Origin of the sequence: Streptomyces sp. NBC_00464 (assembly GCF_036013915.1) — a bacterium.
Lineage (GTDB): Bacteria > Actinomycetota > Actinomycetes > Streptomycetales > Streptomycetaceae > Streptomyces.
Window position 1 is genome coordinate 4,802,210 of record NZ_CP107899.1, and the last position, 20,356, is coordinate 4,822,565.

General features: G+C 72.4%; 16 protein-coding genes. 10 read left to right on the forward strand and 6 right to left on the reverse strand.

Annotated elements, in window-relative coordinates; translation table 11 throughout:
• Positions 1 to 6: 6 nt before the first annotated feature.
• A complete protein-coding gene (locus OG912_RS21675; RefSeq protein WP_443061004.1) occupies positions 7 to 1,413 on the reverse strand; it encodes an LCP family glycopolymer transferase in 1,407 nt (468 codons plus the stop codon).
• A gap of 258 nt (positions 1,414 to 1,671) precedes the next feature.
• Positions 1,672 to 2,421 (reverse strand): TIGR03089 family protein, encoded by a 750-nt coding sequence (locus OG912_RS21680; protein WP_327710860.1) that lies wholly within the window; start codon positions 2,419 to 2,421, stop codon positions 1,672 to 1,674.
• Between the two features lie 138 nt (positions 2,422 to 2,559).
• Between OG912_RS21680 and OG912_RS21685 the strand changes: the two genes are divergently transcribed.
• From OG912_RS21685 to OG912_RS21695, 3 genes are all read left to right on the forward strand, one after another.
• Positions 2,560 to 3,888: a peptidoglycan recognition protein family protein gene (locus tag OG912_RS21685; protein ID WP_327710861.1), complete on the forward strand. Its 1,329-nt coding sequence runs from the start codon at positions 2,560 to 2,562 to the stop codon at positions 3,886 to 3,888.
• 151 nt (positions 3,889 to 4,039) lie between these two features.
• Complete coding sequence (locus tag OG912_RS21690) at positions 4,040 to 5,131, forward strand: NDP-sugar synthase (protein WP_327710862.1); 1,092 nt, start codon at positions 4,040 to 4,042, stop codon at positions 5,129 to 5,131.
• Between the two features lie 89 nt (positions 5,132 to 5,220).
• On the forward strand, positions 5,221 to 6,204 hold the full coding sequence (locus OG912_RS21695) for a DNA-3-methyladenine glycosylase family protein (protein WP_327710863.1): 984 nt from the start codon (positions 5,221 to 5,223) through the stop codon (positions 6,202 to 6,204).
• 166 nt (positions 6,205 to 6,370) lie between these two features.
• Here the strand turns inward: OG912_RS21695 and OG912_RS21700 are convergent, their stop codons facing one another.
• Genes OG912_RS21700 through OG912_RS21710 form a run of 3 tightly spaced genes read right to left on the reverse strand, consistent with a single transcriptional unit; the run spans position 6,371 to position 9,176 of the window.
• Complete coding sequence (locus OG912_RS21700; RefSeq protein ID WP_327710864.1) at positions 6,371 to 7,687, reverse strand: coenzyme F420-0:L-glutamate ligase; 1,317 nt, start codon at positions 7,685 to 7,687, stop codon at positions 6,371 to 6,373.
• Positions 7,684 to 8,640, reverse strand: a complete 957-nt coding sequence (gene cofD, locus OG912_RS21705; protein ID WP_327710865.1) for a 2-phospho-L-lactate transferase — start codon at positions 8,638 to 8,640, stop codon at positions 7,684 to 7,686. The genes OG912_RS21700 and cofD overlap by 4 nt, the downstream gene beginning before the upstream one ends.
• Before the next feature lie 44 nt (positions 8,641 to 8,684).
• Positions 8,685 to 9,176 carry a cysteine dioxygenase gene (locus OG912_RS21710; RefSeq protein WP_327710866.1) on the reverse strand — a complete coding sequence of 164 codons (492 nt, stop codon included), beginning with the start codon at positions 9,174 to 9,176 and terminating at the stop codon, positions 8,685 to 8,687.
• A 705-nt stretch (positions 9,177 to 9,881) separates the two neighbouring features.
• Between OG912_RS21710 and OG912_RS21715 the strand changes: the two genes are divergently transcribed.
• The 3 genes from OG912_RS21715 (at position 9,882) to OG912_RS21725 (ending at position 15,898) form a co-directional block, all read left to right on the forward strand.
• Complete coding sequence (locus OG912_RS21715; protein ID WP_018103995.1) at positions 9,882 to 10,145, forward strand: WhiB family transcriptional regulator; 264 nt, start codon at positions 9,882 to 9,884, stop codon at positions 10,143 to 10,145.
• Between the two features lie 363 nt (positions 10,146 to 10,508).
• Positions 10,509 to 14,372 carry a glycosyltransferase gene (locus OG912_RS21720; RefSeq protein ID WP_327710867.1) on the forward strand — a complete coding sequence of 1,288 codons (3,864 nt, stop codon included), beginning with the start codon at positions 10,509 to 10,511 and terminating at the stop codon, positions 14,370 to 14,372.
• A complete protein-coding gene (locus tag OG912_RS21725; RefSeq protein ID WP_327710868.1) occupies positions 14,369 to 15,898 on the forward strand; it encodes a DUF5719 family protein in 1,530 nt (509 codons plus the stop codon). Before OG912_RS21720 ends, OG912_RS21725 begins: the two co-directional genes overlap by 4 nt.
• A 65-nt stretch (positions 15,899 to 15,963) precedes the next feature.
• Here the strand turns inward: OG912_RS21725 and OG912_RS21730 are convergent, their stop codons facing one another.
• Positions 15,964 to 16,392, reverse strand: a complete 429-nt coding sequence (locus OG912_RS21730; RefSeq protein ID WP_327710869.1) for a metallopeptidase family protein — start codon at positions 16,390 to 16,392, stop codon at positions 15,964 to 15,966.
• A 274-nt stretch (positions 16,393 to 16,666) separates the two neighbouring features.
• Between OG912_RS21730 and OG912_RS21735 the strand changes: the two genes are divergently transcribed.
• From OG912_RS21735 to OG912_RS21750, 4 genes are all read left to right on the forward strand, one after another.
• The gene (locus tag OG912_RS21735) at positions 16,667 to 17,092 is read left to right on the forward strand and encodes a DUF3499 domain-containing protein (RefSeq protein ID WP_327710870.1); all 426 of its coding nucleotides are present in this window, start codon (positions 16,667 to 16,669) and stop codon (positions 17,090 to 17,092) included.
• Positions 17,093 to 17,176: 84 nt separating this feature from the next.
• A complete protein-coding gene (locus tag OG912_RS21740) occupies positions 17,177 to 18,556 on the forward strand; it encodes a phosphomannomutase/phosphoglucomutase (protein WP_327710871.1) in 1,380 nt (459 codons plus the stop codon).
• A 340-nt stretch (positions 18,557 to 18,896) separates the two neighbouring features.
• Entirely contained in the window at positions 18,897 to 19,079 is a 183-nt protein-coding gene (locus OG912_RS21745; RefSeq protein ID WP_148018973.1) for a Trm112 family protein, read from the forward strand.
• Positions 19,080 to 19,130: 51 nt separating this feature from the next.
• Entirely contained in the window at positions 19,131 to 20,267 is a 1,137-nt protein-coding gene (locus tag OG912_RS21750; protein WP_327710872.1) for an SIS domain-containing protein, read from the forward strand.
• Positions 20,268 to 20,356: the final 89 nt, after the last annotated feature.

Consider the following 20,356-nt stretch of genomic DNA (forward strand, 5'->3'; position numbering starts at 1 on the left):
ATTGCTTTACTGCTTGCACAGGTCGGTTGCCGCGTTGTTCCCCGAGTAGGTGGGTGTGGGAGTCGGACCGGAGGCGTCGGCGGCGTCGGTGACGTCGGCGTCCTTCCCGTCGTCATCCTTCAGCTGGTCCGCGGGCACGACGGCGACGGGCTTGTCGTCGCGCAGCTGCTTGAAGAGCTTGTCCGCGTCGGGCTGCACCAGTTCGTCCCGGTTCCGGTTGGCGCTGTACGGCTGCCGGGGGACGGTCAGGAACTGCACCTTGTCGGTCGGTACGTTGCGCATGCCCCGCACCAGGTCGTAGAGGTCCTTCAGGCTGTCCAGCCCCGGGTCGGTGGTCAGCGCCTTGGTGGCCGCGTCCAGCACCGGGTAGAGCCGGGTGGGGTTGAGCAGGACCCCGTTGCTCTGCACCTTGTTCACCAGAGCGCCCAGGAACTGCTGCTGGCGGTCCATCCGTTCGGTGTCGCTGCCGTTGCCGATGGACTTGCGGGCCCGTACGTACCCCAGGGCCTGCTCGCCGTTGAGCTTCTGGCGGCCCGAGGGAAGCTTGAGGTGTGCGGCGCTGTCGTCGATCGGCTGCTTGAGGCAGATCTCGACCCCGTCCACCGCGTCGACCATGTTCTTGAAGCCGTTGAAGTCGACGACCATGTGGTGATCGATGCGGATTCCGGTCATCTTCTCGACCGTGCGGATGGTGCAGGCGGTCCCGCCGAACTCGAAGGCCCAGTTGAACTGTGCGAACTGCGGCTTGCTCACACTTTTGTCCGACTTGTGGCACTCCGGGATGTTCACCATCAGATCGCGGGGGAGCGACATGGCCGTGGCGCTTTTCCGGTCCGCGGCAAGGTGCAACAGGATCGTGGTGTCCGAGCGCTGGCTGCCGCCGTCGTCGCGGCCGTACTTGCTGTTGTCCCCGGCCCGGCTGTCGGAACCGATGAGCAGGATGTTCTGTGCGTCATGGACGACGGAGGAGGGGCGCTCCTTCTCGTACGCCTTGAGTTCGGCGGCCGCGGAGGTGTCCGTCCTGATGTTGCCGTCCAGCTTCTTGTACAGCCACCAGCCGGCGCCCGCGGCGACGAGTACGACGAACGAGGCGCCCAGCGCGGTCCAACGCAGCCAGTGGCGCTTGCGCTTGACGACGATGTCGAGGGTCGGACCCGCTTCGGAGCCCTCCGGCAGCGGTCCGTGCGACGGGCCGCTGCCCGACCCGCTGCGTGTCTCGCCACCCGGGGGGCCCTCGGAGCCGCTGCCCGGGACGTGCTTCTCGCCGGGCCCTTCGACAGGTCCTTCGACAGGCCCCTCGCCGGGCGACCCGTCCGGCGCCCGGCCCTCGCCCGCGGCCGAGTTGTCCGGCGTCTGGTTCCCGCCCGTGGCCGAGTCGTCGGGGTCGGCCGGCGTGCCGGCGCTTTCGGTCACGTCTGCGTCCATCCTTCGTGTGCGGCAGCGCGATGGGCCGCCGATCGCAGAAGTAGACGGCTGAACCTCACGCTTGGTTGTGCCTTGAGTGGTCTGTACCGCAGATCATGTACCGGAGTTGGCGTTCAGGCCGGAGGGCTCGGCCCAGGCTGGGCCGGACGGGTGGCCCTCAGGCCGCTTGTCATACCGCGGTGTTGAGTTGGGACGGCCACACCCGGGTGAACGGGGCGCAGGGCGAGAGCTGGGCGCACCCGGCCGTCACGCGCTCAGCGTGACCCGCTCGCTCTCGACGCGCTGGGCCAGCCCGTCCTCGCCCAGCTGCCCGAGGTGCCGGCACAGCACCACGGAACCTCCGGTGGCGAGCGGCGCGAAGAGTCCGGCGCTGAGGCCGTCCCAGGTGTCGTACGTACGCCCCGACAGCAGCCGTGAACCGGCGCCCAGGCCCAGCGCCGCACCGTCCTCGCGTGCCCGCGCGACCAGCTCCGCCCCGGTGAACCCGACGCCACCCACGGTCAGCGCCGGTCCATCCGGGTCGACGGGTGCGAACGGGGCGAACCTGTCGCCCTGCCCCGGCACCTCGACGGCGTAGTCCGCGAAGCCCTCGGGGGCCTGCGGGAACCTGCCGCCCAGCGGGCGCAGCGCCAGCGCGATCCGCTCACCGCGGCAGGCCCGTGCGGCGTCCAGACTGTCCGGCCCGGAGACGACGAGATCGGCGGCGGCGGGATCCCCCTGCACATCGGCGACCACACCGACCGAGGCACAGGCCAGCAGCCAGACCGCGGACTGCCAGTGCGCGGGCAGCAGCAGCGCGAGCCGGTCGCCGGGCTCCGCGGCGAGGTCGCCCTGCAGGAGGTTCGCCGTCTTGGCCACCCAATTGGCGAAGGTGGCCACCGACAGTTCGACACGCTCTCCGGTGGCGTCGTCATAGAAAGTGACCATGGGGCGGGCCGGGTCCGCGGCAAGCGCGGAACGCAGCAGGTCGGCAGGGGTGCGGTCGCTGGCGTTCATTCGCAGAAGGGTACGCGGCGGTGCCGGGAGGGGCCGGGAATCGCGGGCGCCGGGTACACCGGTTCGGCAGACGGGCCGTCAATTGCCCCGGGATATCCCGGTCGCCGGAGTAGTCCCCTTATGCCCAGGATCATATGTATGCGTGCCTTCATTGCATCCTCCATTGGTGTCACCTGCGCGGCAGCTCTCGTACTGCCGCTCGCCGCGCCCGCGGGCGCCGCGCCCGACACCCCCGTCCACCCGGCCACCGCGGGATCCGTTCCCGCCGATGCGTCCGACCCGGCCCAAGTGCCCGGTTCGACGCAGTCCCTGGCCCTGAACCCGCTGGCCTCCCCCTCCGTACGGGCCACCGGCGCACCTGCCGCGGCAGCCGCCGAGCAGGGGCTGCCCGAGCGTGACGTCGAGCCGTTCTCCCTGGTCGGAGTCGTCTGGGACGACGTCGACACCGAGCTCCACGGCACCGCCCAGGTCCGGACCCGTGCCACCGGCACCGACCACTGGTCCGACTGGCAGGACCTGGAGACGCACAACGCCGAGCACTCCGCCGACCCCGGCACCGCCGAACGCGAATCCGGCGCCGCCCGCGGCTCCACCGCCCCGCTCTGGGTCGGCGACTCCGACGGCGTCGAGGTCCGGGTGCGCCCCGAGACCCCCGTCCCCGGCGAGGCCGCCGAACCCCCCGTCCCGCTGCCCGCCGGCCTGCACCTGGAACTCGTCGACCCCGGCAAGGACCCGCAGGAACTCCCCGCCACCGGCGCGGCGGGCGCCGACCGCACCACCTCGCTCGACGCCACCGTGCTCCCCGCCCTGAGCAGGGCCGAGACCGACGAGGCCGCCGGCTTCGCACCCGCCGCCAAGCCGTACATCGGGCCCCGGCCGCGCATCATCACCCGCAAGGGCTGGGGCGCCGACGAGAAGCTCCGCGAAAGCGGCTTCGCGTACACGAAGTCCGTCAAGGCGGCCTTCATCCACCACAGCGCCACCGGCAACAACTACAAGTGCTCCCAGGCACCCTCGGTCCTGCGCGGGATCTACCGCTACCACGTCAAGAGCAGCGGCTGGCGCGACATCGGCTACAACTTCGCCGTCGACAAGTGCGGAAACATCTACGAGGGCCGCGCCGGAGGCGTGACGAAGGCCGTCATGGGCGCGCACACGCTCGGCTTCAACACCAACACCATGGGCATCGCCGTGCTCGGGACCTTCACCAAGTCGAACCCGCCGGCCGCCGCCGTCAACGCCGTATCCAAACTCACCGCCTGGAAGCTCGGCCTGTTCGGCGCCAACCCCAAGGGCAAGGTGACGCTGGCCTCGGGCGGCAGCAACAAGTACAAGAAGGGCAGGAAGGTCAAACTCAACGTCATCTCAGGACACCGGGACGGATTCGCAACCGAATGCCCCGGAGCGCGTCTCTACAAGAAGCTCGGCACGGCCCGGACCAGTTCGGCCAAACTGCAGGGCCGCTGACGCGAAAGGAGCCGTGAACCGGCGCCGGCCGCGCCGGAGGCCTGCTGCGGGCTGCTGACCGGGGGACCCCTCCACCGGTCTGCATACACTGGCCAGCCGAAAGAAGCGGTTGTTCGCCGGCCCGGCCCCAGCAGGAAGCAGAGACAGTGCTGTGACAGAGGCAAAAGAAGCGATCCTCCTGGTCGGCGGCAAGGGAACCCGGTTGCGCCCGCTCACGGTGCACACTCCGAAACCCATGGTTCCGGCGGCAGGCGTTCCCTTCCTCACGCACCAGCTGGCGCGTGCCCGGGCCGCCGGAGTCGAGCACATCGTCCTCGCGACGTCGTACCTGGCGGAGGTCTTCGAGCCGTACTTCGGTGACGGTTCGTCGCTCGGCCTCCACATCGAGTACGTCACCGAGCGCGAACCGCTCGGCACCGGCGGCGCCATCCGCAACGTCGCCCGGCGGCTCACCTCGGGCCCGGACGAACCGGTCCTCATCTTCAACGGCGACATCCTCACCGGCCTCGACATCCGCGCCCTGGTCACCACGCACACCGACTCCGGAGCGGACGTCTCCCTCCACCTCACCCGGGTCGACGACCCACGCGCCTTCGGCCTCGTGCCGACGGACGACACCGGCCGGGTCACCGCGTTCCTGGAGAAGCCGCAGACACCCGAGGAGATCGTCACCGACCAGATCAACGCGGGGGCGTACATCTTCCGCAGGTCGGTCATCGACACGATCCCGGTGGGCCGCCCGGTCTCCGTGGAACGCGAGACCTTCCCCGGACTGCTCGCCGACGGCGCACACCTCCAGGGCATGGTCGACTCCACGTACTGGCTGGATCTCGGCACCCCACAGGCGTTCATACGCGGCTCCGCCGACCTCGTCCTCGGCCGCGCGCCCTCCCCGGCCGTCCCCGGCCGGTGCGGCGACCGCCTCGTGCTGCCCACCGCCTCCGTCGCCCCCGACGCCAAACTCTCCGGCGGTACGGTCATCGGCGCCGACGCCGTCATCGGTGCGGGTGCCAGGATCGACGGCTCCGCCGTGCTCGCGGGAGCCATCGTCGAACCGGGCGCCGTGATCACGGACTCCCTGGTCGGAGCGGGTGCCAGGATCGGCAGCCGTACGGTGCTGACCGGCGCGGTCGTCGGCGACGGGGCCAAGGTCGGCGCCGACAACGAACTGCTCGAAGGCGTCCGCATCTGGTGCGGGGCCCACCTGCCCGCCGCGTCGGTGCGGTTCTCCTCGGACGAATGACCGGACCGGCCACCCCCTCGCGAACCACCCGAGTGGCCGGAATCAGCCGTACCCTCGACAGGCAGCCCCGACTACCGAGGACCTCACCCGTGGCAGGACGATTCGCTCCCCGCAGCGCCCCGCGCGCGGCCGTCCCGCACCAGACGGCGGCGACGCCCGTACCGGCGCCCCTGACCCGCGACTGGACCCCGCCGGGCCCGCTCGACCTGCGGCTCGTCCTGGGCCCGCTGCGCCGCGGCCCCGCCGACCCCACGTTCCGGATGTCCGCCGACGGCTCGGTCCGCCGGGCCAGCCGCACCCCCGCAGGCCCCGGCACTCTCCATGTCGTCGCCCGTGACGGCCGGATCCAGGCTGCGGCCTGGGGTCCGGGCGCGTCCTGGCTGCTGGACCAGCTCCCCACGCTGCTCGGCGAGGCGGACGACCCGGCGGCCTTCACCCCGCGCCACCGCCTGCTCGCGGTGACCCACCACCGTCGTCCGGGCCTGCGACTGCTGCGCACCGGCCTGGTGCTGGAGTCCCTGATCCCGTCGGTCCTGGAGCAGAAGGTCACCACGGACGAGGCGTACCGCGCCTGGCGGCTGCTGGTGCGCACCTACGGAGAACCGGCGCCGGGCCCGCAGGAGTACGGCCTCTACGTCATGCCGGACGCCCGCACCTGGTCGCTGATCCCGTCCTGGGAGTGGCACCGCGCGGGCGTGGACAGCAAGCGCTCGGCGACGATCCTGCGCGCGGTCCGGGTGGCCCGCCGCATGGAGGAGGCGGCCGCCATGGAACTGCCCGAGGCCATGGCCCGCCTCCAGGCGATCCCCGGCATCGGCCCCTGGACAGCGGCCGAGACCCTGCAACGGGCGAACGGCGCGGCGGACGCGGTGACGGTCGGCGACCTCCACCTCCCCGGCATCGTCGGCCACGCACTGGCCGGCAACCGGAACGCCGACGACGAGGAAATGCTGACCCTCCTGACCCCTTACGAGGGCCAACGTCACCGGGCGACCCGCCTGATCATGCTCTCGGACAACACCCCGCCCCGCCGAGCCCCGCGCATGCAGCCGCGCAACATCGCCCGCCTGTGACACGGGGTCCGGGTCAAATCAAGCGGGTCCGGCAAATCAAGCCCGTTCGGCAAATCAAGCGGGTCCGGGTCAAATCAAGCCCGTCCGGCGATTGAGGACCGGGGTCCGGGGCAGCGCCCCGAAACCACCCCGCACCGGCCACCGCCCAACCGCACCGGCCACCGCCTCACCGCACCGCGACAAACGCCTCCGCATCGCGCCCCGCCCGAACCGAAGGCGCCACCGCGGCCCGCCCCACGGCCACCGCCCCCAGCGGATCCCACGACGCCGGCAACGACAGCACCTCCCGCACGACATCCCGGCAGAACATCGTCGAGGACACCCACGCCGACCCCAGCCGCTCGCCCGCCAGCGCCACCAGGAAGTTCTGGATCCCGGCGCCCGCGGCGACCACGAACATCTCGCGCTCCGCCCCGTCCCGCCGCGCGTCCCCGTACGTGTGGGAGCCGTCCATCACCATGCACGGCACCACCAGATACGGCGCCCGGCGCAGCACATCGCCCCGCTTCACCCGTCGAGCGATCGACTCCTCGCTCTTGCCGTCGCGCCGCAGGTCCGCGATCCACGCGTCCCGCATCGCGTCCAGCAGCCGGGTCCGGGACTCCGGCGACTCCAGCAGCACGAACCGCCAGGGCGTCGTGTGATGGGGCGCGGGCGCCGTCACCGCCGCGGCCACCGCACGCCGCACCGCCCCCGGGTCCACCGGCTCGTCGGTGAACTCGCGCACCGTACGCCGCTGGGTCACCGCCTCCCGTACCGCCTCGGACGTCCCCAGCCGGAACATGTCGTCGGCCGCGACCCGCACCATCGCGCGGGCGCCGGCGGCATCGGCCGGGTCCAGGACATGGCCCAGCCCCCGCACGACCGCGACCGGCAGCCCGTCCGCCTTGCCCTTCACCAGATCACCGGCCGAGGCCAGCTCGTCCGCGGTGGCGACCACGGTCGCGCTCAGCGGATTGCCGTACGCGTCGCTGCCGCCCCGCAGATCGTCCAGCACCCGCACCCCGGCCGCGCCGATCGCGACATCGGTCAGCCCGTTGCGCCACGGCCGCCCGAAGGTGTCCGTGACGACGACGCCGACATCGACGCCGAGCGTGTCCCGCAGCCCCTCCCTGATCGTCCGCGCCGAGGCGTCCGGGTCCTCGGGCAGCAACAGGACCGTCCCGGCGGGAGTGTTCGAGGCGTCGACCCCGGCGGCGGCCATGACCAGGCCCTGCCGGTTCTCCACGATCCGCAGCGTGCCGCGCCGCGCCACCACCCGTACCGTCTCGGCGTCGATCGCCGCCTCCCGGTCGGTGGCCTCGACGATCCGGCCCTCCGCCTTGGAGACGATCTTCGAGGTGACGAGCAGTACGTCACCGTCGGCGAGACCGGGCTCGGTGGCGGCGATCAGCTTGGCGAGATCGTCCCCGGCCCGCACCTCGGGCATCCCGGGCAGGGCCCACACCCGGAAGGAGGGCGCGGCGTCAGGAGCCGCGCTCATGCCCGTACCTCCTCGGCGAGCGCCAACGCCTGCCGCGCCATCTCGGCGGTCGCGGCGACATCGGTCATCATCAGCGGTACGGAGCGGCAGGGGATACCCGCGGATTCCACCTCGGCCACGGCACCCGCGTCCACGGTGTCGACGAGCCAGCCGTCGAGCAGCCCGGAACCGTAGTGCTGGGCAACCGCCGCCGCCGTCGACTCGACGCCCACCGCGGCGAGGACCTTGTCCGCCATCCCGCGCACCGGTGCGTCACCGACGATGGGGGAGAGGCCGACGACCGGCACCCCGGCCTCGGCGATGGCTTCGCGGATCCCGGGCACGGCGAGGATGGTCCCGACGGACACGACAGGGTTTGACGGCGGGAAGAGGATGACGTCGGCCCCGGCGATGGCCTCCAGGACGCCCGGAGCCGGCTTGGCCTGCTCGGCGCCGACGGGCACGATGGCCTGCGCCGGGACGGCGGCGCGCAGCTTCACCCAGTACTCCTGGAAGTGAATGGCCCTGCTCTCGCCGTCGACGTCGACCGCCACATGCGTCTCGACCCGGTCGTCGGACATCGGCAGCAGCCGGACGCCCGGCTTCCAGCGCGCACAGAGCGCCTCGGTGACGGCGCTCAGCGGATAGCCCGCGCCGAGCATCTGCGTACGGACGATGTGGGTGGCGAAGTCACGGTCGCCGAGCCCGAACCACTCGGGGCCGACGCCGTACGCCGCGAGTTCCTCCTTGACGTGGAAGCTCTCGTCGGTACGGCCCCAGCCCTGCTCCTCGTTGATGCCACCGCCGAGGGTGTACATCACGGTGTCGAGGTCGGGGCAGACCTTGAGGCCGAACAGATGGATGTCGTCACCGGTGTTGCCGATCACCGTGATGTCCGCGTCGGGCGCGGCCTCCTTGAGGCCACGCAGAAAACGAGCACCACCGATACCGCCGGCCAGAACCACAATGCGCATGCGGACAGTTTGTCAGGCGGAGCCCGACGGGTGGAGGCGGGCCGTCAGACGGTGGCGGGCACCGCGGTGCACTGCGCGGTGTGCATCGGCATGTCGGTCAGGCCCGGGTAGTAGACGTGCAGGCTCACGGCCGGTTCGAGGGAGCCGTTGACCACCTCGTGGACGTAGCCGGGGGCGAAGACGCGCTGTGCGCCGGCGGCCAGTGTCCGCGTTCCGCGTTCCGTACGCTCGGTCAGTTCGCCGTCCAGGACGGTCAGTACGCCGGAGGACGGGCCGTGATCGTGCAGGCCACTGCCCTGGCCGGGGACCCAGCTGAGCAGCCAGACCTCGTAACCCGGCCCGGTGCGGAGCCGGTGGTACCAGCGGGTGGTGGCGTCGTACCGGACGAGCGGGGCCCACTGGGCGCGGTCGGCGGCGATGGTGCGGGCGAGCCCGACGAATTCCGCCACCGTGGCGGGGTGCTCACGGGCGGGACGCAGGAGGTGCTGGACCTCAAGGAGGTCGCCGGCGATCTGGAGGTCGCTGTCGCTGTTCATGGGTGCGGTGGTTCCTCGGCAGGGGTGCAAGTCGTGCAGTGCGGATGCAGGGGTGTCGCAGGACCAGAGGGACCGGGTGACCACAGAGGCGGGAAGCCGCGTGGGGGAGGGTCCGGGGTCCGGGATGAGCTGTGTCGGGCTGGAGCGCGGGGGCTTCAACAGCTGAGACAGCTGGAACAGCAACAGCGAGCCTGAACAGCGCTGCGGAACCCACGGAGGTGGGTGGCACGCATGGCTGAGGTCACTGGCATGACATCAAGGAGAGCCGGAGAACCTCCGACTGTCAACCCAATGCCCGATTTGGGGGTAATGTTTCACCTCATCCGGTTACTCCGTGCGGAGAAAGGTTTATGCAGTCTCCGTACCGGAGATGTGGCGCAACAACCGCAGCTCCAAACGCGGTCGCGCCCCTGTGACCCGACTGTGATCTTGATCGCTTCGGTGATCGAATCGCAACGTGTCCGCCCTCCCGGGAGTTCTTCATCCGTGGCGAGCGAGGGCGTGAGGAGCCCGTGGCATATGTCATGTTTTTGGTGATTTGCACACTTTACGCATACGCTTGGTTCCGCAGAGTGAATCCCGGGCCCAATAGCAGATCTGAGCTTGACTGGCCCGAAGCTACACACTTGTAATTTCACTCGTGTCGTTCGGCCGATTCGATAACGGCCGCATCACGGGGACGCAAGAGACAGACGAGGGGCGCACATGACCGAGCTGTTCCAGCAACTGCTGGTCGAGGACGCGGACGAGGAACTCGGCTGGCAGGAGCGCGCACTGTGCGCCCAGACCGATCCCGAGTCCTTCTTCCCCGAGAAGGGCGGATCCACCCGCGAGGCCAAGAAGGTCTGCCTCGCCTGTGAAGTCCGGTCCGAATGCCTTGAGTACGCCCTTTCCAAGGACGAGCGATTCGGTATCTGGGGCGGTCTCTCCGAGCGTGAGCGACGGCGCCTGAAGAAGGCCGCGGTCTGACCCGGCCCCTCCGGGAACGCCTCAGCCGCAAGAAGCCGAACCCCGGGGGCGGGCCGCCCCCGGACCGGCCGCCCATGGCCCGCCGCCTGCGCTCTGCCCGCAGGCGGCGGGCCATTGCCGTACTCCCCGGCTTCCCGGGACCCGGCCCCGGTGCCCCGCTGTTGCTGTGCCGGACCCGGTCGCCGACCGCCCTCCACCGCTGTGCCGCCGCCCTCGTTCAACCGCTCCGCGCCACCCCGGTTATCCGTACCGTTAGTGTGGGGCCCCGTCCGAGACGCGCCAACGACCCGACAGGGCGCGCGTGTACACCGATGCAGCCCCCGGGGGACATCCCCCGGACCCGGCCGGAGGGCCCGTACCTCGATGTCCGTGCACAGCCAAGCAACGGCGCCGTACGCGGCTGCCGCCGCCCCAGAGTTCCCCCGGCACGTCGTCACCGCCGTGCTCGTCTCCCACGACGGCGCACGCTGGCTGCCCGACGCGCTCGCCGGGCTGCTCGGGCAGGAACGCCCCGTACAGAACGTCGTCGCCGCCGACACCGGCAGCGCCGACGACTCCGCTCGACTGGTCACCGAGGCGCTCGGCGCCGACCGGGTCCTGCACCTCGCGCGGCGTACGAGCTTCGGCACCGCCGTCGACGAGGCGAGCCGCACCGCCGGCGTCCTGACCCCGGACGACCTGCCGTACCTGAAGCGTCCGAGCGGCTGGGACCCCGTCACCAGGACCTGGCGCGACGACGCCTACGACCTCCCCGAACTCCCGCACGGCGAACCGGTGCAGTGGCTCTGGCTGCTGCACGACGACTGCGCCCCCGAGCCCGACGCCCTCGCCGAGATGCTGCGCGTCGTCGACAACGACCAGCACGCCGCGATCGTCGGACCCAAGCTCCGCGGCTGGTACGACCGCCGCCAGCTCCTCGAAGTCGGCGTCTCGATCGCCAACAGCGGGCGCCGCTGGACCGGCCTCGACCGGCGCGAGCAGGACCAGGGCCAGCACGACCAGGTCCGTACCGTCCTGTCCGTCTCCACCGCGGGCATGCTGATCCGCCGGGACGTCTGGGAGGAGCTCGGCGGCTTCGACCGCAGGCTGCCCCTGATGCGTGACGACGTCGACCTGTGCTGGCGCGCCCACATGGCCGGGCACCGGGTGCTCATCGCCCCCGACGCCGTCCTGCGGCACGCCGAGGCGTCCGCCCGCGAACGCCGCCCCATCGACTGCGCGGGCCGCTCGGTCTCCAGCCCGCACCGCGTCGACAAGGCCGGCGCCGTCTACACCATGCTGGTCAACGCCCCCGGCAAACGACTGCCCTGGGTGCTGCTCCGGCTCCTGCTCGGCACGCTGCTGCGTACGCTCGCCTACCTCGTCGGCAAGGTGCCGGGACAGGCGCTCGACGAGGTCACCGGCCTCCTCGGAACGCTGCTGCGCCCCGGCCGCATCCTCGGCGCACGGCGCAGCCGCGGCAAGGGAGTCGTCGATCCTGCCGAGATGCGCGGACTCTTCCCCGCGCCCGGCGCCACCGTCCGCGCGACCGTCGAGCAGGTCGCCGGGAACTTCGGCGGCGGCACGGAGGCCGAGTCCGGCGGCTCGCGGCACGGCGCCGTCGAGTCGGGTCCGGGCGGCGACGACGCCGACTTCCTGGAGATCGACCAGTTCGCCAAGCTGAAGCGCGTCGGGCGCAAGCCCGGCCCGGTGCTCTTCGCCGTCCTGCTCCTGGTCTCCCTCGTCGCCTGCCGCAGCCTCCTCGGCGGCGGCGCACTCGCCGGCGGCGCCCTGCTGCCCGCGCCCGGCGACGTCTCCGACCTGTGGGGCCGCTACGCGGACGGCTGGCACACCATCGGCACCGGCGGCACCCAGACCGCCCCGCCCTACCTGGCCGTGATCTCGGCCCTGTCCGCGCTGTTCCTCGGCTCCACCGGCTTCGCACTCACCCTGCTGCTGGTCTGCTCGGTCCCGCTCGCCGGACTCACCGCGTACTTCGTCTCCCGCCCGCTGCTCCCCTCGCGGCTGCTGCGGGCCTGGGCGAGCGTCGCGTACGCCTTCCTGCCCGCCGCGACCGGCGCCCTGGCGACCGGCCGCCTCGGCACCGCAGTCCTCGCGGTCCTGCTCCCGCTGATCGCCCGCGCGGCCGTGTCCGCGCACGGCATGCGGGGCGGCGGCGACAACCGCGGCAGCTGGCGCGCCACCTGGGCGTACACCCTGCTGCTCACCTTCGCGATGGCGTTCACCCCCATCGTCTGGCCGCTCGCGGTGGTCCTCGGCATCGGTGTGCTGGCGCTGCGACGCAACGACATCACGGCCTACGCCCTCCGCTTCCTCGCCGCGGTCGGCACCCCGCTGCTGGTCCTCGCGCCCTGGTCGCTCTCGCTCCTGTCCAGCCCCTCCTCCTTCCTGAAGGAAGCGGGACTGGAGACCGGTTCGGGATCGGCCTCCGCACTGGACCTGCTCGGGATCAGCCCCGGCGGGCCCAAGGCGGCCGGCGGCGTCCTGCTCCTCGGCATCGTGCTCGCGGCACTGGCCGCGCTGCTGCGCGGGGAGCGGCAGTTCGCCGTACGGAGTGCCTGGGTCGTCGCCCTGGTGGCCCTGGCCTTCGCCGGGATCGCCAACGGTTCCGGCTGGGCGGGACCCGCCACCCTCGTCTACGGTGCCGCGCTCATCGCCGCCGCTCTGGTCGGCGCGGACGGTGCCCGGATCCGCGTCGCCGAGCTCAGCTTCGGCTGGCGCCAGCCGGTCGCTGCCCTGATCGCACTGGCTGCCGTGGTGGCCCCCGTGCTGGCCGCCGTCGGCTGGATGATCGGCGGCGCCGCGGGACCCCTGGAGCGTCGCGACCCGGTGCAGGTGCCCGCGTTCGTCGCCGAGGAGAGCGGTACCCGGGACCAGCCGCGCACCCTGGTGCTCGGCGGCACCTCGCCGACCTCCGTCGCGTACACCCTGGTCCGCGGCTCCGGCGCACGGCTGGGCGATGCCGAACTGGCGGCGGCCGGCAGCGGCAACAGCCACCTCGACAAGGTCGTCGCCAACCTGGTCGCGGGCTCCGGCGCCGACCAGGGCAGTCAGCTCAGCGGCTTCGCGATCCGTTACGTGCTCGTGCGGGACGGGGCGCCGAAGCAGATGAGCCGGGTCCTCGACGCGACCCCCGGCCTCAGCAGGCTCAGCCAGCTCGACGGCAGCGCGCTGTGGCGGGTGGACCGCCAGGTCGCCCGCGTCATGATCGTCCCGTCGGCCGCCGGTGACGAGCCGCTCCCGGTGGGTTCCGAGCCCGTCGAGGCGCACACCGCGATCCCGGAGGGCAAGGCGGGTCGTGTGCTGCGGATCGCCGACGCCGCCGACCCCGGCTGGCAGGCCACGCTCGACGGGCGGACGCTGACCCGCAAGACCGTCGACGGCTGGGCCCAGGGTTTCGAACTCCCCACCGAGGGCGGCAGGCTCGACCTCACGTACGAGACCCCCTTCACGCACTCCGTGTGGATCTGGGTCCAGGTATCGCTCGTCGTGGTCCTGCTGGTCCTGGCACTGCCGGGCCGCCGCCGGGAGATCGACGACGACCTGCCCGAGGAGGACGTGGCGGTCCCCGCCGAGCCGGTCGCCGGCGAGGGACGCCGGGCCCGCAGGCTGCGCGCGGCCGCGCTGGCGGAGGGCGAGGGCGACGACGGCGAGGGCTTCGACGCCGGCGGACCCGTGGAGGCGGGGGAGCGGGCGGAGTACATCCCGGCCCAGCAGACCGGCCCGCAGACCCCCGGCCCGGAGCCGCTCGACGCCGACGACGGCCAGGACGTGTTCGTCCCCCAGCAGGCCGACGGCGACACCGGCCAGTACGCGGCGGTGCCCCAGCAGCAGTACGGGGACTGGGACGCCCAGCAGTACCAGGGCGCCGACTACCCGCAGTACCAGGAGGGCCAGTACGGTGCCCCGCCGCAGCAGCAGCCCGACGGCGCCGCCGGCTACGACCCGTACGGCTATCAGCAGCAGGGCGAGTACGCCCCGTACGACCCCAATGCCCAGTACGGCAACGCCCCGCAGAACAACAGCGGTCCGTACGACCCCAACGCCCAGTACGGCAACGCTCCGTACGACCCCGGTCAGTACGACACCGGCCAGTACGGCGCGGACCGGTACGGCACCCAGGGCGCCTACGACCCGCAGAACCCCGACGAGAACCCCGACGGGAACCCCGCCCCGGACCAGAACCCGTGGCCGACCCGTAACGCATCGCGAGGCGAGTCCGAGTGAAGTCCACCAGCCTGTCCCTCATCGCCGGGGCCGTCGCCCTCGCAGCCGTCACCGGATTCGCCGCGGTCACCGCGCCGGACGACGGGGCCACGACGGTGACGAAGTCAGCCGCGCGGCTGCCCGTGGAGCGCTCCAGCCTGCTCTGCCCGGCCCCCGGCCTGTCCGATCTCGCCGAGACGCAGTACACCTCCTTCACCCCGGCCGCGAAGAGCGGTGACGCGGCGGAAGCGGCCGGCACAGCGGAACTCCTGTCGTCCACGGCCGCCAAGGACGACACGAAGGACTCCGGCAAGAGCAAGGACAAGAAGACCAAGAAGGCGGACCCGGACAAGCCGGTCGTCCTCCTCGAGAAGCCCGGCAAGCCGGCCACCGCCGAGGTGTCCGGCGCGGACGCCCCCGCCCTCGTCGGCACCGCCACCGGCCCGCTGGCCCCTGGCTGGACCGCCCAGCAGACCACCACCGTCGAGGCGGGCGACTCCCGCGGCCTGCTCGGGGTCAGCTGCACCGCACCCGACACGGACTTCTGGTTCCCGGCCGCGAGCACGGCGAAGTCCCGCGAGGACTACGTCCACCTCACCAACCCGGACGACACCGCCGCCGTCGCCGACATCGAGCTGTACGGCCCCGACGGCACACTCAAGTCGGACGTGGGCGAAGGCATCACGGTGCCCGCCAGTTCCGGTGTCCGCGTTCTCATCTCGACGCTGACCAGCAAGGCCGCCGACGACGTGACCGTCCACGTCACCACCCGGACCGGCCGGGTCGGCGCCGTCGTCAGGTCCGCGGACAGCAAGACCGGCAGCGACTGGCTCGCCGCGTCCACAGAGCCGACGGGCACCCTCGTCCTGCCCGGCATCCCGGCGGACGCCACCTCGGTGCGGCTCGTGGCGTTCGCCCCCGGCGAGGACGACGCCGACCTCACGGTGAAGCTGCTCGGCAAGACGGGTGCCATCTCACCGGTGGGTCATGAGGACCTCCACGTCAAGTCGCGGATGACCGCCGGCGTCGACCTGAAGAACCTGACCAGGGGCGAGCCGGGCTCCCTGCTCCTGAGCCCCGCCGAGGACGGCAAGGCCACCCCGGTGGTGGCCGCGCTGCGGGTGGTCCGCGGCAAGGGCGCCAACCAGGAAGTCGGCTACATCCCGGCGACCGGCCCGGTGGGCGCGCAGGCGACGGCAGCCGACAACCGGGCGAAGGGTTCGGTCCTCTCGCTCACCGCCCCCGGCGCCGCCGGCACCGTGAAGGTCACGGCGTCCGCGGGCAGCAAGGGCGGCACACCGGTCACCAAGACGTACGAGGTCCCCGCAAGCACGACCGTCGCGGTCACCCCGCCCGTACCGGCAGGACTCAAGGGCACGTACGCGCTGACCGTCGAGACGCAGTCGGGCGGCCCCGTCCACGCCTCCCGCACACTCACGATCCCGATGGGCGGCATCCCGATGTTCACGGTGCAGACGCTGCCGGACGACCGGGGAACGGTCGAGGTACCGGCCGCCGAACAGGACCTGTCGGTCCTGGACGACTGAGAGCCGTCGACGAGCGAACCGGGGCGGGCCGCGAAACCGGCCCGCCCCCACCCGTCTACGACCGCCTACTCCTGCCCGTACCGGGGATCGACCGACTCCGGCGAGAGCCCGAGCAGCTCCGCGACCTGCTCGACCACGACCTCGTGCACCAGCAGCGCACGCTCGTCACGGTTCTTGGCGCGGATCTCGACGGGGCGCCGGTAGACGACGATCTGCGCGGGCCGCCCCTTCTCGGCGGACAACGCGCTCCCCAGCGGCACCGTCTCCTCCACGGTCCCCGGTACGTCGAGGACCACGAAGTCGACCTCGGCCAGCTGAGGCCAGCGCCGCTCCAGACGTTCCACCGAGTCCTGCACCAGATCGCGGAAACTGTCGGCCCTGCTGGCCGAGAGCGGCACCTGGGGTGGGGCGACGGGGCCACGCATGCCGCGGCCGTGTCGGTCTCGGCGCCGCGGTCGGGGCTCGGACGGGTGGGGCGGTACGGGACTGTCCATCACTGACGCAGCGTAACCCTCCGCCGGGCGAGCGGCCCGTGGCTGTCCGGGAGGGAGCCGGCCTGTCCGTTCCTGAACGATCCGGCCATGGGACGACCCGTTTCAGGCCCCGCTCCCGATCGCTGATTCCCTGCCGTATGACAGCTTTTGCGCCGAGTGATGACCGGAATCGTCGCCGTCATGACCTGAACTCCTCTCCTCCCGTGCAGGTCAGGGGAGTTGCCCGGCGCGAGCCTGTGCCCGAGGTCACAGGGCGACACGGTGGGGTGAGCCGGTGGAGAGTCGTCGCAGCCCGCTCAAGAGTGCGGTACCGTCCAACATCGTGAGCCCTGTACGTCGCTGTTCGCGCACCGCGTGCGGCCGCCCTGCCGTCGCGACACTGACGTACGTCTATGCCGACTCGACTGCGGTCCTCGGCCCGCTCGCCACCTACGCCGAGCCCCATTGCTACGACCTCTGTGCCGAGCACAGCGAGCGCCTGACCGCGCCCCGTGGCTGGGAGGTCGTCCGGCTCTCCGACCCCTCCGCGCCCACCCGTCCCAGCGGTGACGACCTCGAAGCGCTGGCCAACGCCGTACGGGAAGCAGCGCGTCCGCAGGACCGCGGGGACGGCCCCAGGGGCCGCGGCCCGCGCACCGCGGATCCGGTGGAGGTCGCCCGCAGGGGCCACCTTCGCGTGCTGCGCTCACCCGACTCCTGAGTCGGGACCGCCTCCCCGGAGCATGGGGCGCTCTCCGCCGCCGGGTAGTTTGGCGGTCCGAAGAGACCTCAGGAGGCCCGGCCCGTGACCGCAGATCTGTCGCAGCTCGTGAAGGCGTACGACGTGCGCGGTGTCGTGCCCGACCAGTGGGACGAGGCGCTGGCCGAGCTGTTCGGGGCGGCGTTCGTCGAGGTGACGTCCGCGGACGCGATCGTGATCGGCCACGACATGCGCCCCACGTCCCCCGCCCTGTCGGGAGCCTTCGCCCGGGGCGCGGCAGCCCGCGGAGCCGACGTCACCCTGATCGGCCTCTGCTCGACCGACCAGCTGTACTTCGCGTCGGGGTCGCTGGACCTGCCGGGCGCGATGTTCACGGCCTCGCACAATCCGGCGCAGTACAACGGCATCAAGATGTGCCGGGCCGGCGCGGCCCCGGTGGGTCAGGACACCGGCCTCGCCGAGATCCGCACCCTGGTCGAGAAGTGGTCGGAGACCGGCGCACCCCAGCCGGCCGCCACCCCCGGCACGGTCACCGAACGCGACACGCTCACCGACTACGCCGCCCACCTGCTGTCCCTGGTCGACCTGTCGGCGATCCGCCCCCTGAAGGTGGTCGTGGACGCGGGCAACGGCATGGGCGGCCACACGGTCCCGACGGTCCTCGCGGGCCTGCCGCTGGACCTCGTACCGATGTACTTCGAGCTGGACGGCACGTTCCCGAACCACGAGGCCAACCCCCTCGACCCGAAGAACATCGTCGACCTCCAGGCCCGGGTACTGGCCGAGGGCGCCGACCTCGGCCTGGCCTTCGACGGCGACGCGGACCGCTGCTTCGTCGTGGACGAGCGGGGCGCGGGCGTCTCCCCGTCGGCGATCACCGCCCTGGTGGCGGCCCGGGAACTGGCCCGCAACGGCGGCCGGGGGACGGTCATCCACAACCTGATCTCCTCCCTCTCGGTCCCGGAGGTCGTACGCGAACACGGCGGCACCCCGGTCCGCACCCGGGTCGGCCACTCCTTCATCAAGGCGGAGATGGCCGCACACGGCGCGATCTTCGGCGGCGAGCACTCCGCGCACTACTACTTCCGCGACTTCTGGAACGCCGATACGGGCATGCTCGCCGCCCTCCACGTCCTGGCCGCACTCGGAGGCCAGGAGGGACCCCTCTCGGCCCTGGTGTCCCAGTACGACCGCTACACGGACTCGGGCGAGATCAACTCCACGGTCGACGACCAGCAGGCCCGCACCGAAGACGTACGGGCAGCGTTCGCCACCCGCGAGCACGTGACCACCGACGACCTGGACGGCCTCACGGTCACCTCCCCGGACTGGTGGTTCAACCTCCGCCCCTCCAACACGGAACCCTTGCTGCGCCTGAACGTCGAGGCGGGCGACGAGGAGACGATGACGGCGGTACGCGACGAGGTCCTGACGCTGATCCGCAAGCCTTCCGCCTCATCTTGAGCTTTCTGCCCCTCCGGCGTTCCTTTTCAGCCCCTCCGGCGTTTGAGGAGCGGGGTCCGGGGCGGAGCCCCGGTTACGGGAAGGGGCGGGTAGGGGACAAGGACCGCCGCAGGCGCACCCCACCCACCCCGCCCCCGCCCCACCCCCCTCCGCCCCGCCCCGGCGCCCCGCACCCCCCGCCGCCCCGCCGGGGTGGCCGGGCCGCGCCCCCGCCACCCCAGCGGTAGGCTGACCTCGCCCGATCCACGCGGCACGAACAAGATCAACTGAACAGCCGGAACACGCACACGCACCACCCACTCCGCGCCCGACCGCCGGACCGCCCGAAGGGACCCACCCCATGCCGCTCGAAGCCGGCCTCCTGGAGATCCTGGCCTGCCCGGCCTGTCACTCCCCCCTCGACGACCGGTCGGCGGCCGACAGCCCCGAGCTGATCTGCACCGGCACGGACTGCGGCCTGGCCTACCCGGTACGGGACGGCATCCCCGTCCTCCTCGTCGACGAGGCCCGCCGCCCCGCGTAACCCCGGCCCCACCCCGCACGGTGATCGGCACGTGATCGGAGGACCGTCCCCATGCTCGACGAGTCGTTGCTCGACGCCCCGGAGGCCCTGGCCCGAGCCGACCGCCGCGGCCTGCTCCGCGGCGCTGCCGAAGCCGGGGCCCGGGTTCGTACCGCAGCCCGCCACGCGACGGAGGCCGGGATCAGCGAGCTGAACCCGGAGGGCCGCCCGCGCGCCGTCCTGGTCGCAGGTTCCGGCACCGCCGCATCCGGCGTCGCCGACCTGATCGCGGCCCTGGCCGGGGCCTCCGCCCCGGTCACGCGTATCCACCCGACCGGCGTCGCCCCCGCCGCAGGCGCGATGCGATGGACGCTGCCCGGCTGGGCCGGCTCCGTCGACCTGCTCCTCATCGCCACGGCGGACGGGTCCGAACCGGGCCTCGCCCTCCTCGCCGAACAGGCGTACCGCCGCGGCTGCACCGTCGTGGCCGTGGCGCCCCGGCAGTCGCCGCTGCGCGAAGCGGTCGACGGGGTGCACGGCCTCGTCGTCCCGATGGCCTCCGCCCCGCACGGCGAGTACGACGCCGAGACCTCGGCCGCCGGCCCCGGCACCCTCTGGGCCCTGTTCACCCCGCTGCTCGCGCTCCTCGACCGCGTCGGCCTGGTCACCGCGCCCCCGGAGGCGCTGCAGAGCGTCGCCGACCGCCTGGACCGCACGGCGGAGCGCTGTGGACCGGCGATCGCCACGTACAGCAACCCGGCCAAGACCCTCGCCGCCGAACTCGCGGACAGCCTGCCCCTCGTCTGGACGGAGGGCGACGCCGCGGGCCCGGTCGGGCGCCGGTTCGCCGCGGTCCTGGCCGAACTCTCCGGCCGCCCGGCCCTCTCGGCCGAACTCCCCGAGGCGCTCCCCGCCCACGGTGCCCTGCTGGCGGGGGCCTTCGCCGCCGGGGCCGACCCGGACGACTTCTTCCGCGACCGGGTCGAGGACTCCGAAGCCCTTCACGCCCGCGTCGTCCTGCTCCGCGACCGCCCCACCGGCGGCCTGAGCGCAGCCCCCGCGGCGCGCGAACTCGCCCTGGGCCACGACACGGCGATCAGCGAACTGGAGCCGGAGGAGGGCACCAGGCTCGAAGCCCTCGCCGAACTCCTCGCGGTCACCGACTTCGCCGCCGTCTACCTGGCCCTCGCCTCGGCAGCCCGCGCCTGAACCACGGCACCACACCGCGCACTTACCACCACACCGCGCACTTACCACCACACCGCGCACGCAGCACCACACCGCGTACACAGCTCAAC